Annotated in this window: 16 protein-coding genes and 1 pseudogene; 3 read left to right on the top strand and 14 right to left on the bottom strand. The window is 38.5% G+C overall.

Features of this window, described 5'->3' with window-relative positions; all coding sequences use genetic code 11:
• Nucleotides 1–231: 231 nt before the first annotated feature.
• A pseudogene (locus UABHE_RS21170) lies at nucleotides 232–504 on the bottom strand (transposase); the annotation flags it as partial.
• A gap of 156 nt (nucleotides 505–660) precedes the next feature.
• Here UABHE_RS21170 and UABHE_RS21165 point away from each other — a divergent pair.
• The gene (locus tag UABHE_RS21165; protein WP_372365277.1) at nucleotides 661–957 is read left to right on the top strand and encodes a four helix bundle protein; all 297 of its coding nucleotides are present in this window, start codon (nucleotides 661–663) and stop codon (nucleotides 955–957) included.
• Between the two features lie 321 nt (nucleotides 958–1,278).
• Here UABHE_RS21165 and UABHE_RS21160 read toward each other — a convergent pair whose 3' ends face one another.
• From UABHE_RS21160 to UABHE_RS21110, 11 genes are all read right to left on the bottom strand, one after another.
• Nucleotides 1,279–3,489, bottom strand: coding sequence for an AAA family ATPase (locus UABHE_RS21160; protein ID WP_372365276.1), 2,211 nt, complete (start codon nucleotides 3,487–3,489; stop codon nucleotides 1,279–1,281).
• 16 nt (nucleotides 3,490–3,505) lie between these two features.
• Complete coding sequence (locus UABHE_RS21155) at nucleotides 3,506–4,345, bottom strand: MBL fold metallo-hydrolase (protein ID WP_372365275.1); 840 nt, start codon at nucleotides 4,343–4,345, stop codon at nucleotides 3,506–3,508.
• Nucleotides 4,346–4,381: 36 nt separating this feature from the next.
• Nucleotides 4,382–5,626, bottom strand: a complete 1,245-nt coding sequence (locus UABHE_RS21150; protein ID WP_372365274.1) for a serine/threonine protein kinase — start codon at nucleotides 5,624–5,626, stop codon at nucleotides 4,382–4,384.
• Nucleotides 5,627–6,068: 442 nt separating this feature from the next.
• Complete coding sequence (locus tag UABHE_RS21145; RefSeq protein WP_372365273.1) at nucleotides 6,069–6,293, bottom strand: COR domain-containing protein; 225 nt, start codon at nucleotides 6,291–6,293, stop codon at nucleotides 6,069–6,071.
• Nucleotides 6,294–6,413: 120 nt separating this feature from the next.
• The gene (locus UABHE_RS21140; RefSeq protein WP_372365272.1) at nucleotides 6,414–7,295 is read right to left on the bottom strand and encodes a prenyltransferase/squalene oxidase repeat-containing protein; all 882 of its coding nucleotides are present in this window, start codon (nucleotides 7,293–7,295) and stop codon (nucleotides 6,414–6,416) included.
• Entirely contained in the window at nucleotides 7,204–8,949 is a 1,746-nt protein-coding gene (locus UABHE_RS21135) for a polyprenyl synthetase family protein (RefSeq protein ID WP_372365271.1), read from the bottom strand. Before UABHE_RS21135 ends, UABHE_RS21140 begins: the two co-directional genes overlap by 92 nt.
• Nucleotides 8,950–9,019: 70 nt before the next feature.
• A complete protein-coding gene (locus UABHE_RS21130; RefSeq protein ID WP_372365270.1) occupies nucleotides 9,020–10,555 on the bottom strand; it encodes a radical SAM protein in 1,536 nt (511 codons plus the stop codon).
• A 50-nt stretch (nucleotides 10,556–10,605) separates the two neighbouring features.
• Nucleotides 10,606–11,322, bottom strand: coding sequence for a ferredoxin family protein (locus UABHE_RS21125; protein ID WP_372365269.1), 717 nt, complete (start codon nucleotides 11,320–11,322; stop codon nucleotides 10,606–10,608).
• Nucleotides 11,323–11,331: 9 nt separating this feature from the next.
• Complete coding sequence (locus UABHE_RS21120; RefSeq protein ID WP_372365268.1) at nucleotides 11,332–11,655, bottom strand: hypothetical protein; 324 nt, start codon at nucleotides 11,653–11,655, stop codon at nucleotides 11,332–11,334.
• A 10-nt stretch (nucleotides 11,656–11,665) separates the two neighbouring features.
• Nucleotides 11,666–12,769 (bottom strand): GTP-binding protein, encoded by a 1,104-nt coding sequence (locus tag UABHE_RS21115; RefSeq protein WP_372365267.1) that lies wholly within the window; start codon nucleotides 12,767–12,769, stop codon nucleotides 11,666–11,668.
• On the bottom strand, nucleotides 12,762–13,217 hold the full coding sequence (locus tag UABHE_RS21110; RefSeq protein WP_372365266.1) for a glycine cleavage system protein H: 456 nt from the start codon (nucleotides 13,215–13,217) through the stop codon (nucleotides 12,762–12,764). The genes UABHE_RS21115 and UABHE_RS21110 overlap by 8 nt, the downstream gene beginning before the upstream one ends.
• Before the next feature lie 235 nt (nucleotides 13,218–13,452).
• On the opposite strand from UABHE_RS21110, the gene UABHE_RS21105 reads away from it, so the two are divergent.
• Both UABHE_RS21105 and UABHE_RS21100 read left to right on the top strand, forming a co-directional pair.
• Nucleotides 13,453–13,956, top strand: a complete 504-nt coding sequence (locus tag UABHE_RS21105; protein WP_372365265.1) for a hypothetical protein — start codon at nucleotides 13,453–13,455, stop codon at nucleotides 13,954–13,956.
• Nucleotides 13,957–13,969: 13 nt separating this feature from the next.
• Complete coding sequence (locus UABHE_RS21100) at nucleotides 13,970–14,407, top strand: NIF family HAD-type phosphatase (RefSeq protein WP_372365264.1); 438 nt, start codon at nucleotides 13,970–13,972, stop codon at nucleotides 14,405–14,407.
• 186 nt (nucleotides 14,408–14,593) lie between these two features.
• Here UABHE_RS21100 and UABHE_RS21095 read toward each other — a convergent pair whose 3' ends face one another.
• Both UABHE_RS21095 and UABHE_RS21090 read right to left on the bottom strand, forming a co-directional pair.
• Entirely contained in the window at nucleotides 14,594–15,916 is a 1,323-nt protein-coding gene (locus tag UABHE_RS21095) for a serine/threonine-protein kinase (protein ID WP_372365263.1), read from the bottom strand.
• Between the two features lie 113 nt (nucleotides 15,917–16,029).
• Nucleotides 16,030–16,458, bottom strand: coding sequence for a hypothetical protein (locus UABHE_RS21090; protein ID WP_372365262.1), 429 nt, complete (start codon nucleotides 16,456–16,458; stop codon nucleotides 16,030–16,032).
• Nucleotides 16,459–16,475 lie beyond the last annotated feature (17 nt).

Raw genomic sequence — 16,475 nt, 5'->3', positions numbered from 1 at the left:
CGTTTGCTGTTCACATTTGTTCGCCATGCCAATGCCAATCTCACTCTCGCTCCTCTCTGCTTGGATCTAGCAGAGTTGGTCTATTTTCTCACGATTTCGACCTCCCAATTACTTGAAGGCTACTTTATCCTAGTTTTCAGATCAAAGAGTTACCTCTTTCACCCTCGGATTGAGTGCATCTGGTAGTCTCAGATGGTTTCTCAACAGTCTTTCGTAAGCTCTCAGGCGCACAATCATCGCATACTCGTTATCCGAATCTTCTGATAATGCTTTGAATATTTTTGCCCATACTCCCTTTTTTGCCCACCGGTAGGTCTAGATTACTCTAAAATCTCCAAATTTTTCAAGTAAGTCGCGCCAGGGAATACCTACTCTATATCTGTATAATATAGCATCTATAAATAATCTGTTATTTTTTGCTGTCCTACCTGGATCTGTCTTTTTTCCTAATAATAACGGTTTTAATTTTTTCCATTGATCATCTCTCAGGACACAATACCTCATTAACAATCTCCTTTTTAAGAGATTATATCCATAGCAATACTTTTTTCAATTGATCTTCGCTAAAGATGTCGTTGCCTCGTGTTATTATACGATCGAACGTTTTGAGCCCGTTTCCGAGCCCTAGCCCGCTTCCGAAATCTTATAAATGAGGTTATAATGAATCGTTTCGATCATGAACGTCTTGATGTTTATCAAGTAGCTCTCCAATTTCTTATCCTTGCGCATAAAATTGTAGAGTATTTACCAAAAGGCCACTCTCACCTTTCTAATCAACTCCAGCGTGCTGCTTTGTCGATTTCTTTAAATATAGCAGAAGGCGCTGGTGAATTTAGTTCTGCCGAGAAAGCTCGTTTTTATATAATTGCTCGCCGATCTGCTACTGAATGTGCTTCTATTATTGATATCTGTCGATGTTTAAAACTAAGTGACTTGACAAAAGTAGTTACCCGTTGAATGCAGGGCTTTATTTTTATAGCGCGGCGCGACGAAGGCGCGCAGCCGTAGCTGCGTAACAGAGGAGCAACAAAGCTAGAAAATTAAAGAACAAAATGCCAATGGGTAAATACTTTTGGCAGGTCACTTAGTAAAACAAAATCTTCTGGCCAACGGACGAGAACTTCTTTTGCGAGTTGTAGCAATGCTTACTCGTTTGGTCAAAGTTCAAGTAAAAACGTAAGACTTAAATTGCTAGACGAGATCGGGCTCGCAAGCGGGCTCGGGCTCGAAAAAATAGACAATACTTTGAATGATGACAGGCCCTAGTTGAATTTAAAACTATGTACTGTATATATATACAACGCTAGTTGACCATGGAATTACTTTATTTGTCAAGTTTTGTTGGATCAACTGCTTTACTTTTTGGAATTCTTTTGCAGTAAGGTGCTTTTTTAAATGCTGCCCATAACTAGGTCTGTGTTCTGTACTTTTTTCTTCAAACCAATTGTTAATAATTTGTGGAGAAAGAAATAAGTCCATTGCATGCTCAATTAGTTCAATTTCTATCTCACAAACACCATTCTTTTCCCAAGCGCTTTTTAAATCGTTTTCGTTCCAATTCACCATAGAATCTTGTTTATTGTCATATATTTTCTCTTCTATTTTACTTATCTTGTCATAAAGTTTTTTAGTCAATTTGTCGCGAAGCAAAGTATATATACGCGGTGTATAGTATGGTACTGTTTGCGAAATAGAAACACGACATTCACTACTGACTGTACTTAAAAGATTTGATACTGTTTTACGAGTGCATTCGCCAGCTGTAAATGGGTTGCGACCTATAATCGCATCAAATATTACCTCGCACTTATTTTCCTTGTAACATTTGTGAAATGTCTGCCACTGTCCATTCCAAATAATCGGGCGTTCGATTTCTAAAAGCCGTTGTGATTGTTGTTCTAACAATTTTGAATGCTCTTCCTGGTAGACAAAAGACCACACTCCTCCTTCTGGTACTTGGCGCATTGCTTCCCAAGTAAGAAGACCTGTGGCAGCATTGAGATCTAAGACACAAGAGTGACGTTGCAAATTAAGATGCATAAAAATAGTATTGCGAATCGTAGCGAATAATTGACCTGTTTGCGAGATAGTTCTTTGTAGCCAGCGTTCTTTTTGCGAAAGAATGTTTTTTCCTGTAAAGGTTAGAATTTCTGGCGAACTCTGTCTTTCAGTAATTGCTGCTAACTGTGCTTCTCTACGCCTTAGAACATCATTATGTATTTGTTGCTCGTAACCTTGGTCAGAAGGTTCATAAAATATACGTCCTTGCAATGAACTTGGCAAGTATTGTTGTGCTACCCAGTGATCGCGATACGAGTGAGGATACATATATCCGGTTCCATGTCCAAAACCTTCCGCATCGCGACTAGGGTCTTTTAAGTGATTGGGAACTTTTCCTTCTTGTTCATTTTCTACTGCCTTCAAGGCATCAAAAAATCCCAAAGTAGAATTGCATTTTTTGGCTGTCGCCAAATAAATAGCTGCTTGCGATAATGGAAAACGTCCTTCGGGCATACCGATGTAATCAAAAGCTTGGGCGCACGACATTATGATATTTACTGCCGAAGGATCAGCCATTCCTACATCTTCACTCGCAAAAATAATCATACGCCGTAAGATAAACTTTGGATCTTCGCCAGCATAAACCATACGTGCCATCCAATACAGAGCAGCATCAGGATCAGAGCCCCGCAAACTCTTAATAAACGCACTAATCGTGTCGTAGTGCGCATCACCTTCCTTATCGTAAAGGACAGCTTTTTTCTGAATCGACTCTTCGGCAACTTCCATATTAATATGAATTATACCTTTTTCGTTTTGTGATGTTGTTTCTATCGCTAATTCTAAAGCATTGAGCATACTACGTGCATCGCCATTACTGATTTTTACAAAATGCAATAAAGCACTGGGATCAATGGTAATACTTAGTTTACCATAACCGTTTTCTGGATCAGAAATAGCGCGTTCTATTACTAGTTTTAAATCTTCGGAAGTCAGAGATTGTAGTTGGAATAGACGACTACGACTAACAAGAGGTTTAATTACTTCAAAATAGGGATTTTCGGTGGTAGCACCTACTAGTATAATTGTGCCATTTTCAACCCAAGGTAATAAAGCATCTTGCTGGGCTTTATTCCAACGATGAACTTCGTCGATAAACAAGATCGTTCGTTTATAATAAATTTCACGTTGTGTTTGCGCTTCTTTTATCGCTTCGCGTAAATCTTTAATTCCTGCAAGAACAGCATTAATCGCAATGAAATATGCATTGGTATTATGAGCGATAATACGCGCTAAAGTTGTTTTCCCAGTTCCTGGTGGACCATAGAAGATCACCGAAGATAGCTGATCTGCTTGTATCGCACGACGTAACAATCTTCCAGGACCGACAATATGTTGTTGTCCATAAAAATCGTCTAATGTTTTTGGACGCATTCGCGCAGCTAACGGTTCATTTGGTTTGTCAATAGGAGTAAAAAGGTCTTCCATGATATCAAAATCCTACTTATTTAGAAGTCGTTTCTAAGATGTGGTGGATATCTTTGCGTGGTCTAGCGCCGTGTAAAATAGAATATACCAAATTGTTTGTAGAGACATCCCCAAAGGTAATGACTACAGATGTTGACTTTGTTAATTTACGTGAAATTTGTTTTATGGAAAGTCCTTCGGCGTGAAGTGTTCGGACTTTGTCTTCGATGCGTAATAGATGATCTAATTTATTTTGCAATGCTTTTTTTCCCTGCTCAACAATTCCGTAATGACAACAAAAAAGAGTTGTAAAGTCTAGAGATAATACGCTTTGTAGTGAATCAATAGTTTTTGAAAAGTCTTCATCGCGTCGAAAATATTTTATCTTCTGATGAATAAACAAATCACCGCTAAACAACCATTTTTTTTGTGGAAGAAAAAAGGCAACATGGTCGTCACTATGACCAGGGGTTTCTATTATTTTGACCATACTATTACCAATAGTGTTTTCGTTACTGAATGTTTGGCATTCACAAACACGCATTTTTCCCCACAGTAATTTTTGATAAAATTTTAATTTAAAACCTTTGCGCATGATTTGCGCAGTTTTTGCTGAAGAAAAAACAGGAATATTAAATGAATGCGCTGAACCACTGTGGTCTTCGTGGTGATGGGTAAGGAATATTTTTTGGATTTGTTGTTGCTGTGCAAGTTGCTTTAACAAAGTAGAACTGTAATCAGTTCCGGTATCAATAAGAGTATCTTTATACATGAATGCGTAGGCGTGCAAAAGATCTTGCCCAAATAATGAACGCTGCATTTTGATAACCGTTACATCATTGTGTTTTGTTACACCAAATTTCGAAGAAAGTATCATTGTTTCAATTCTATGATCAAAAATAAATGATTAAAACTACTGATTCAATATCACCAACACAATAACAACAATCACCGCCACAGATATAATTTGCCACCATTTTTGGCTATTGCGTTTCCGATGTTGGCGTGATCTTCGGCTTGCTGCATTTTTAATTTTGCGCATATCTTTTGATGTTAAGTCACCCATTTGCGATTGTGATAACTCGGGAATTTTGCCATTATTTGTGGTAATAGCTTTATCGTCATCCTCTGGGTCATCAACTTGAGACGATGGAAAAATTTTCCGCGTACGAGGATAGCGTTTTGTTTTTACACGACGTCTTTTTTTCTGTATTTGGCTAGCACGAAAAGAGTTTTTATTCTCTTCTTCAAAAATATCGACAAGAGGTTTATGGTATTCTGTAGCGTCATCAAGATAGGCTTGGAGATCTTTAGCCATCTCTTCCGCTGTTTGATAGCGATTTTCTTTTTGTTTTTGTAAAGCCTTTAAGCATATATCTTGCAATTCATCAGGAACATCGATATTGATTTCTTTCGGAGGAATAGGTTCCTCTCTGACGATTTTCATAATAAGAGCAAGACTAGTTGCTGCTGAAAAGCAAGCCTGTCCACATAATCCTTCGTAGAGAATAGCACCAAGAGAATATATATCAGCACGGTGATCAATATCTCCACCTTGTGCTTGTTCTGGAGGCATGTATTCTGGCGTTCCCATGATTGCACCCATTTGTGTTAAACGATTTTGGTTTCCCATCACTTTTGCTAAACCAAAATCCATAATATACGGGCGACCTTTTTTAGTCATTATAACATTAGAAGGTTTTAAATCACGATGAACAATGTCACGGCTATGTGCGTGTCCAATAGCTTCGCAGATTTGCCTGAGGAGATCAGCCATTTCCAACCACCCTATTTTGTGATCTTTCCAATATAAATCTAAAGTTTCGCCATCAATATAATCCATATATAGAAAATAAGCATCTTCTGTTTCTTGGAAATCAATAACATGAATAATATTGGGGTGGGTGAGTTTTGCAACTATTTTGCCTTCTGTACGAAAACGCGCAATGTCTTGTTTTGACAAACAACGCTTCTCCATGGTTTTAATCGCAATAATACGATTGAGATTTGTTTGCAAAACCTTATACACAATGCCAACTGCGCCACGACCGAGCTCTTCTAAAATTTCCAAGTGCCCAAATTTTAGCTTTTCGGTGGTGCTATTTGGTTCGAAAATAGCTTTTGCTAAAGAGCTTTGATTAAAAATTTGATCGTCCATAGATTACCTTAGCCTATTGGAAATTGCAATTTGAAGTCTTCTGATTACCTAGAGTGCCGGCATTTAGGTTTTTATATAATGCGAGTTATTTTAGAAGTTGAAATATTTTGAAGGTGAAAAATAGTACTCTGCAACTAAAAAACAACAAAACTAATCTCTAAAATAATCAAAATTATAAGGAAGGTAAATGTCGACGCTCCCTAATTTAGGATTGCTTATCTAAGATACAATTGTTTTGCATTTTTTGCAATCATTTTTTATGGGCGCAAGACTATAAATATTCATCCACAAATACTTAGTTTTTTGCGATAATTCCCTTAGCCAATCTTTGAATTTCCTGCAAGGTAAAAGATATGTCGCCTCGTTTATAAAATAATTTACGTTCTCTGTTGCTTTGGAAATTTTTCCAAGACTAACAATTTTTTCTAAAGCTCTGTTTACTTCAGGAATTGTCCAAAACTTTGTATACCGCATCCGTTCCCCAAGTTGGATTGAGAATTACAATGTGTTTGAGCACCGGATCATCTTGAAAGTGCAAATAACTACTTAGCTGCAATTGGTCTTCACGCTTATGAAAATTATTTTGTTCACAAATTTGGTAGTACTCATGCACTCTAATATAACCTCGCGAATCACTTTCTAACTGACGGCGAACATCCACCCGCATTAATAGAAGGAAAACACATAACTGTCAAGCTAAGAAGGTATAATTTTATGCTTTCTTAGCTTGACAGTTATGTGCTTTTGCAGGAGGATAATTGACTATTGTAAACCTTGTACCTAAAATCTATAAAGTCAAATGCCCCAAAGCAAGAAGTCCATAAAAGGTATACTCACAGTCAAGAATATCATCCGTCCAATTGCCGTAAAACCCTCCGCGATTTGTCCATAGGCTATCGACAAAATCAAGCCCTGGCTCGGTAATAGCCTTTGTATCTGTTTTTAAATACGCCAAAGCGTGAAGAGCTGTTGCTGTTGATAACAAGTCTGGCACTGGAAATGCTAGGCTATTACAAAAACCTCCTTGAATACAGTGGTTCATTAGCCACATCCCCAAGTGATTTCCTAAGGGAATATCCCACGAACGCAGTACCAAAATCGCCGCGGCGGTTGCGGTGACATTTCCTTCTTTCATTTCTGGTATATTTGCATAGCCACCATCATCAGCCACTAGTGATTCTAGGTTGCTGACGATAGCGCTCTGCACTTCGCTTGCTATTTCTACGTTGAGGTCTTGGTACGTACCTACTAGTAAAAAGTTGGCGTACGCTGAGCCGTATTGTTGTTCTTTCGTTACGTTAAACCCACCATCTACGGCTTGGTATTCTTTCATTAATTCTAGAATACGCTCACCATCGAGATCGTTTTGTATTTCCACTGCTGCCGCAGCGCGAACTAGGCAGCTTAGATGTACAAAATCTAGCTTTTGTAGTTCGCTAAACGACAACAAATATTTCTGCATGTTTTGCCTTGGGATGTCTCCTTGTAAAGCGTGAATACATTCTAAGGCAAATACGCTGTAGTAAAGATCGCTATTTCCCGAGCGATCTTTAAAGCCACCATCCTCGTTTAGATGATCATACAGAAAATGAAGTATTAGACTCTTTACTTCCTGCAACGGTTTCTGCGCTAGTCTCGCGACTTGCAGCATTTCTAGCCTCAAACTCACTGCACCATCCTTTTATCTCTAGGTCGTTGAATATTTTGCTAATTACGCGGCGCAGTAAGCCTTTTAATGTATGATTTTCTATACTGCGAATAGAATTTGTTGCTTCTTCTTTGTAAGATTCTAGCAGCTGAGTTGCGCGTTTTACGGCTTTGGTTTTTTCGATGATTTTTTGGATTTTTTCCCAGTTTTCCATTACTGGTGCTTTTTGGGTCCACACTTCGGCGAGGAGGCGTTTTTCATCTTTGACCGCTTTTTCATGGGCGATTGCTAGAATAAGTGACAAGCGCATTGAGTGGATATCATCAGCTTCCCCTTCAATGTCATTTAAGTCGTCGCGTACTTGGTAAGCGATCCCCAGTGATTCACTGTATTTTTCTAAGACTTCGTGGATTTCTGCTGTGGCACCGGCGTATGTCGCTCCTATACGTAGAGCGGTTTCAAATGCTGGAGCGGTTTTTTTGCGGAAAACGTCGACAACGGCTACTGGTTTTAGCGGTTGAGGATCGCGCATCCACGAAAGTTCTGTTCCTTGACCAATACACAGTTCGCGGTGACCGGCAATCGCTAGTTGTAAAAGTTCACTTTTACATTTAGCGTCGATATCGCACTCTGCTATCAACCGATAACCTTCGGCAATTAAATAGTCACCGACATTAAGGGCAACAGGTACACCGTAGTCTTCGTGTAGGGTTTTTTCGCCATAGCGCACTGCGTCGTTGTCTTCAATATCGTCGTGAATTAGGGAAGCTTTGTGAAAACATTCTACCGCTACCGCTAATTTTTTTAGATCATCGCTTATCTCATCGGTTCCTTGGATAGCCTGCGCAGAACACACTGTTAAAAATGGACGCCAGCGTTTTCCGCTTTTTTGCAACCACTCAAAGGCTATTTCTTGGGTTTTATTTTGGGTTTCTCCCATGATTTGCGCAAGAGATTCTTCGGCGAACCACGCTTTTATGTCTTCGCGTAAACCGTCAAGATCCATACGGTAAGTTTTGTCTTCACTGGTTAGATGAATAACGTCCCATAACCAGTCTAAGTCAACTGTGGTGTTAGCGCAATCGTCTTGTAAAAGTGGAATCGCAAGTCCTGGAATTGCGGCACCTTCCATATATGGAAACATTCTTTCTAATACACACAAACAGCTCACGCCAACAATAGCTTCTACTTTTCCAGTTTGAATAATGGACATCACTATTGGTGAACCTTCGGCAACGAGTACTGCGTAGCCAAGTTTTTCAGCTTCTGTTTGTAAGTCTTGTATAGAGCACTGTCCGCAATGTTTACATAGTAAACCAAATTCATCAAATGGTGCTTTGCAGCTATCTTCTTTGCGCAGGCATTTTGGTAAAAGTAATAAACGCCTTTCAAATGGAATACCCGCTAGTATGTCGCGGCATGCAGAATTGTTGAGTAAAACAGCTGTATAATCGCGATACACAGGGTTGACATGATAATCGGCTAGTAACTTTTCTGCGTGTACCTTGAGATCTTCAAAACTAAGTGGAAAGACAACCTTATTTTCTTTGGTGTATTCTTGGGAAATACGCCATATATGTTCTCGCTCTCCTTTTAACTGCGGAATATTTTTTTGCACAGGTCGCATTTGTTGTACGAACACTGGTTTTGGTAATGATTTTGTGGAGTCAGACATTTTTTTCCCTTTTGTACAGGAATGTGCTTATCAATTTATAACGACAAATCTTTAATAAGAACATTCTGGTCTACGAAGCTTTTTGTCTACGAGTAATTTTTTTGCGTGCTTGCGAAAAATGTTTTCGCCACGATAAGATTTCTGCTCTTCCCAACATTTGGATTAAAGAGCGTTTAAACCAAGCGACACCACCTGCTCGCTGGTTATCCCAGTAGAGACGTGGTACCCATTTGAAATTGATTTCATAACACATGGTATAGAGTTTCAAGTGATCTTCGCGCATGCGCGTTAAATTAAATTGTACTCCGCGTTTTGGATCATCAATAAGTACTGGTTCATGGAAAATAGGAAAAACCACAGCGCGTTTTGTGCCTAAATATTTTACGAGTTCAATAGTGCGCTTTATATCATCAGGCGTTTCCCCTGGAAGGCCGAGTATAACACTAAACACCGGAAAAAATCCCGACTGTGTCATACGTACCGCGACTTCGCGTACCATCTCTTCCCAATCCTCAGCACGGAAAGGAGCCATCTTGCCTTGGCCGTTGCGCTGCACTAAATGTCCATTAGCACTTTCAATACCCATATTTACCCATAAGTAGTCACTGCGCTTTTCCCATGTCAGCAAACGGCGTACTTCACTTAACTGTTCGTTTGTTAATTGCAAAGCCGAAGAAATATTGGCGTGGTCTATTTGCATGAAAGACAGTCCCTGCACTTTTTTCATCTCGATAAGCAGTTCATGTAGCCTTTCAAATCTAACTTTAGAGCCGTAACCACCGTAGCGAAAAAAATCTTCACTCCCACTAACCACAGCACTCACTCCACCGCGAACATTGGTCTCTAAATCAGCAATGATTTTTTCTTTTGGTAAGTGCTCCATTTTTTTGAAAGCAAGTGTACAGAATTGACATGCCTTACCACATCCGCGAGAAAGTTCAACAACTCCGAGCATTGATGCACCTTTAAGAGGAGCGACACAACTGCAACATGTCTGCGCTTCATAAATATGAGGCTCAACTTCTTTGCCGTCTAGAAGATCCATAAATACTTGTGGGCCTTTGGTTTCAAAATACCCTTCAAAGACAACATCAATACCGTGGCGCTCTGTTTCTTCTGTATTTTGTACCCATTGCCATGCTCCTGCTCCACCACCAATTACTTTATAACCGTATTTAGACTTCTGTTCTTTGATGTAATCCATCATGCGATTCATCCATGTACGAGTATAGAGTTCACCCTTCCAAAAATTGGTGGTAGTGGTATTGCTCATTCCTTTTCCTAACGGATCACTGGAACTTACCCCAACAACTTTGACCCACGGCCCTAGCAAATCGGGAAGGCGCTCAGGAGTAGTGCAAACAATGTCGTCTTTTGTTAGTGGAGTTTGATCAATAAGTGCCGACTCTACTCTTCGCAGTCCAAGTGGAGCAACGTCAGCGCGCCCATTTTTATCGGTGGAAATTTTAGGAGAAACAAAGCTACGCATTGCCCATTCAGGTACTTGAGTAGTTTGCATTGTCGCAAAAATTCCTTCGAAAAGTACCTTGTAATCAGCGCTTAAGGTGCGATCTGCGACAAGAACTATCTGTGGTTTACTTTGCATGTGATTGCCTTTCTGGCTGTGCTATTTTCTATTGAAACACGCAAATACTCTTACATGTCCAAGTTTTTTGGTATTGGCAATGAATTGAGAACTTCATCGGGTATATCTAAATCTTTTTGTAGTTTTTTCAGACAGCGCTTGCGTTCTTTAAGAGCTCTTTCTTCGTCACGTTCCTTGGTAAAGCGCGAATTTGCTTGCTCTGATCTTTGTCGTAGAGCATCGTAGATATTTCCACCAAGTAGAGCTGTTATGTCTACTTTCATTTTTTCTTGCTGTAAATCTTCTTCGCTCACTTCGTCGCCGTTGATTGGTCCCGCTTTGTATTTTGGAAACATAATTGCAGCTTCTGGACAAACGCGCGAACATGCTGGGCACTCGGTTTTGCAATTGTGAGGTTTTTGTACTTCTAGCTTTTTTTCTTGCGACAGTCCATATACGCCAAACAAACAAAAATTCATACACTGCATACAATTTGTACAACGATCGTAATCAATAAGTGGAAACCACGGTTTCCAAGGTTTCTCTGTATCTTGCTCTAGTTTTGATGTTACTTGTGGTGTGTCACTCAAGTCAATCACTTGACAAGATAACTGTTGCAAGTTATCTGGAATATTTCCAGAAAATTCACCGACAACACTGCTACTTTCTTGCAACTGTTCTGTCTCTTCCGTACACTTAACGTGGTGACCGCCTTCTAAAAGTTCACACAAAGCGGCATATTTTTTATCTAAATCATTCGCTTCATCTTGATAAAAAGTTATTGTCATGATTTTTCCCTATTTGTTTTCCATTACTTGATCAATGATTTCCTGTGCTTGTTGCGCGCGCATATTGCAAATTTTTTGCTCGCCCAGTGAAGCGTCTGCCGAAGTAAATAACCATTTTACTGCACGTGGATAGCAAGCGATTATTTGCAAATTTTCTTCTGCTGCAAATTTCTTTAATAAAGGGCTTTTTTCTGCAGAGAGTTTGCAAATATCAGGTACAGCTTCAAAATTAGCTCCGCAATCGGAAAGTTTGCGTAAAACTTCCATTTTCGTTTCTTTGGGAACAGCACGCGAATATGCGCAGTGGCAATACAATATTTTTTTTTCAGACATAAGAATCTCACTAATTTGCTTGTTTATCGCGGTAAGTAGGTACAGGTTCACTCGGTTGAAAAAATTCTTTATGTTCAAAAATAACCTCGATGTTCTCTTGCTGCTGGTACTCACTAAGAACTTTTTGCACCGTATCATACAGCAGTTGAGCATCACCTTCGGCACGCAAATTTACAGTTAGATCACCGCTTTTTAGATAGTCTAACAATGTTTGCGAAACTTCGGGAACTCCATCGTTGCGCACTAAGTTCACTACACCAATTTGTCCATTTCCACCATCGGGAAGTAATGTCATTTTTAGGTGCGCTATTTCCGTTTGTGGTAAATTTTCTTTTATATTTTGCGATATTTTTTGCAAAAAGTCATTGCCATCAAAATGATAATCACTTTTGAGTTTAACACTACAATTGAGCCATCCTAAAAGCGCTTCACCTTCTGCATAGATTTTATAGTCTATTTCCATCGGTGTTGCCGTTCCCAATTCGCGCTTCATCATCTCTTCAATCCACTGTTCCACCCCATGACTATGGCGCGCTGACACGCTTATTATCTCTGCGTTAGGAAAACGTTCTTCTAGTGTTTTTTGCAACGATATTAGTTGCTGCTCTTCTAATAAGTCTGTTTTATTTATAACAATAATATCCGCTTCTTCTAATTGTTTCAAATATATATAACTCACTTTTGGCGAGAACTTTTTCCCTGGTTGTAAATCTAAAATGCGCATAGCGCGGATAGGATCAACAACAACACTTAGTGGGGCAATAGAAAATTCGTTGCCATATATACGCCGTAATGGATAGCTAACAGTTGCAATGAGATCTGTGCAGCTTCCAACAGGTTCTGCGATAAAGATGTCGGGTGTTGTTTCTTTTTGCAATTTTTGCGCTGCTTCCATAAGCGATGTAAAACGACAGCAAAAACATCCACCAGAAATCTCTTCAACAGCGAAGCCACCAGCTGTAAATGTTGCTGTATCAACTAAGCTAGCTCCTTGGTCATTGGTAATAAGACCCACTTTATAGCGCGTAGAAAGCTGTTTGGCGATTTGTAAAATTGAAGTGGATTTACCTGCTCCGAGGAATCCTCCAATCATCACATAGCGCGCTTTACTCATCCTCATATCCTTCCTCTAACATTTTATTGATGATCTTATCTAGAAACTCTATATATTGGTGCACATCAAAATGATTGGCGTCTGGCTTACCGTTTGCAAGATATAACCAGCCCCGGTTATATGGATCAGAATAGATCACTGATGGATCTTCATCTAAATCGGTGTTGCGTTTAATAAAAGAGCCATCCACGACACTAAACAGGTCAGAAACAGCTTTGAACCCTTCGATCCAACCAATGACTTTACCGATATTTATTTGGGCATTTTCTTGCATGCTAAAATCGTATTCAACGATATCTCCAAGCATACGAAGCGCAAACTTGGTATAGCCAATACGCCACTGTTTATCTTCCTGTTCATACATCCAAAAATGCGAAGGAGTATATATATACTTTGTTGGAAGGCGCGTAAAAAACCTAGATTTTTTATAACTTATATGTTCAGACATATTTATATATTTAAGCCAAATAGGTTGTAGGGCACGTTCGCACCCTAAATAAAATTGATTGTATTTAACATCGTTGAAAAAATTTTTAGAAGATCTTCATTAAAAATTGTACAATAAATATTAAGGTATGCTAAGCAACCCGTTGGTTTTCTAATTTTTTCAACAGAGCCTATTGTACAAAAAAACCACAAATAACTCCAATTTTTATTCCAACACATTTTAATGTGGAGCAACTATGAACATAGAATTAGAATTTGTTCCAAAAACACACAAAAAAACAAATAACCTTGTTTACAATAAAAAAGCCGATACTCAAGCTGACAAACAAGCTTTGAAAGCCATTGAAAATTTAGCAAAAACTATCGAACGATTACAAGAGAAAGAGCAAGATGATCTTGGAAAAAAAATGCGCGGTCGTTGGAAACAATACTCTCTTAGTTATGAATACTATGGGACTTTTGAAGTATCAAAAAATGGAACGCTATACGAGATGAAATTGGTGCACGGCTCAGAAGATCTAGACCTCCTTCACCCCGTAGCATTAACAGATGTTTGTTTTGACGGTAACCTATGGAGCTTTTGTTCCGATTGGGGAGAGCATGGCGTAGCACTTTTTAAATTACAGAGAATTCATGCAAATAGATACGAAGGTTATGCACACCAAGAAGGGTGGAGAGGTAACAAGACCATTTGGTTAAGAGAAGGTACGGAAAGTAATGACATTACCACTGAAGAATAGATAGGAAACTGCGATGAGTGAATATCATGTAGCTTTGGATGTTGATGATACGATTTTAGGTGGTCCAGATTCCGTATTACGGCCCCATCTAAAGACTTTATTTGAATTTTGCGCTAGCAATTTTGCCACAATTTCATTGTTAACTCTTTCTAGAGAGTCAGAATGCAGAAGAAAACTCGGCGAACTTTACGACGAATATGTTACTCAGCACATATACGCATTTCCACGCAAAGAAAATAATTTCTCTACCAATAAAGACTTGCGCTGGATTCATAACGACATTTCTAAAGTAATTATGGTTGAAGATCCTCTAGCAGAAACTCTCAATATAGACTGGCAACAACAAAAAGATCGTTATATTGTAGTTTCTGCCTTCGATTTTAATAATCCACAAGAGGACAATGAATTACTTAGTGTAATTGAAACTATGGAAAAAAAATTAAAGACCTAGAGTTTGAAGAATTCTTAACGTTTATAGAGTATATATAAGGATCGCAAAATCATGCTATTTGGTTAGGCTACGGAGCTTTAACGCTAGTCAAAATAATAGTTATTCCCTTAATAGCAATATCTAAAAACAGATAAAGTTATAGAGTCGGTAGTCTTCTACAAATAATCGTAGGAAACTACCGATTTTTTAACTAGATGTCCCTTCATTTTCTAGTTTTTGTACTAACTTTAGACATCCAGTAACTTTACGTGAGAGACTGCTTTTAAGATAAGCTAAATCTTTTTCTTCGAAACTATATTTTATCGCGTGCTGCGTACGCCAATCAAAAAACATATGTTCCGGTTGCTGAGAAATAAGTACAACTGGTTTACCAATGGCTCGGGCATGAGCAGCTTCGGTAACAACATTGCTATTTGGAACATCTTCATACTTATCACCGGAAAAGTCTGCAATCATAAATTCGCAATCTTTTATTTCACGCAAAATAGCATACCAAATATTATCGACATCAACAATGTTATCAACGCGAATTGCTTGTACCTTGTTTTCTTCACAAGCACTTTCTATTTGTTCATAGACAGTATCAAATTTTTCCATGAATGGCATAGCGATAAAAGCTTTAGCAATGTATTCTTTTTCTTCAAAGCGAATGTCATTGCTACGTTCTTTCATGTAATTTTCAAAATCTTCTAATAGCTCTGAAACACTTTGATAGCGATCCTCTGGATTTGTTTGTAGCATTTTGATAATGATTTGCTCTACTTGTTGCGGAATTCTTTCATTATGCTTTGTTGGTGGAGTAGGTTGTTCGGTGTCTAGAGCATTTAAGTATTTCATTCCCTGTTCTTCGCCAAGTGGGTATTTGTTTGTTGTCATATAATAAAACAACACACCTAATGAATAGATGTCAGCACGAGCGTCAAGAGGCTTATTATGGTAAAGCTCAGGCGACCAGTAGTAGAATGCTTGTTCATCAACACTTAATTCACTACCTTGCTCATATTTACCCTTTTTAATCTCATCTAGCTCAAAGCCTGTTTTTCCTATTTTGAGATTAAGACCATAAGTCATTAGCTTTACAATATTGTTTTCTGACAACGCAATTGATTTAGGATGTATATTCTGATGAACAACACCAAGACGATGTCCTTTGTCTAGTCCATCCATGATAGAAAATAGTATTTGAAATATTTCATCAAGAGAAAACTTTCTTTGCTCCTCGAACCACTTGTCTAATGTTTTTCCCTCTATAAGCTCTAGAGCCATGTAGTAATGTGTTTCGTCTTCTACTACAGTGTAGAGTTTGGGAATAGCTTCACTTGTTACTGCTGCTAGAGTAGTTGCCAATTCAAGTAATTTTTGGGTTTCAAGATCATCGCTTTTTTGGACAATTTTTAAACGAACAACTCTCTTAGTGAAATCTTCTACAGCTTTATAGATGCTACTTCTTATTCTAGATTCAATTGTGTAACCTTGGATTTTTTTTCCGACAAATGGATCTTGGTTCATAACTCACCTTTCTATGAAGAATATTCTAATAGACAACACGGCTTAGTATAAACTTTTTGAAAGAATTACGCAATTTATATCTAAGGTCTGTCGACACGCCTAACACTTTCAAGTTATTTAATGACCTTCCATTTCTCCCAATCACCTACTTTTTTTGTGCGAGCATCAGTTCTTCCTCCACCATTATTCTTTGCTCGTAGGTAATAACCATCGCTTGTTTTAAATGTAAAATAACCATCTCCTACAGATTCGCGTTTCCATTTTTCTGACTTGCCAATTTTTCGGCTCAACGCATCAACTTTCCCTCCTCCATTATTTTTTGCTCTTAAGTAGTAACCTCCAACGCTTCTTATTGCATACCAATTGTTTCCCAAAGAGACTAATTTCCAGTCTTCCCATTCACCTTTTTTCTTTGCTTTTGCATTTACTTTGTCTCCACCACCATATTCAGCTCGAAGATAATACCCATTGCCAGTATAAAGACCATCACAAAAGCACATAGGACAAGCAACTAACAATATCAGAATGCATAACTTATTCATTTTTACCGTTCCTTTAT

This window comes from Candidatus Uabimicrobium helgolandensis (assembly GCF_041508025.1).
Classification (GTDB): domain Bacteria; phylum Planctomycetota; class Uabimicrobiia; order Uabimicrobiales; family Uabimicrobiaceae; genus Uabimicrobium; species Uabimicrobium helgolandensis.
This window is presented reverse-complemented; position numbering and strand designations above follow the sequence as displayed.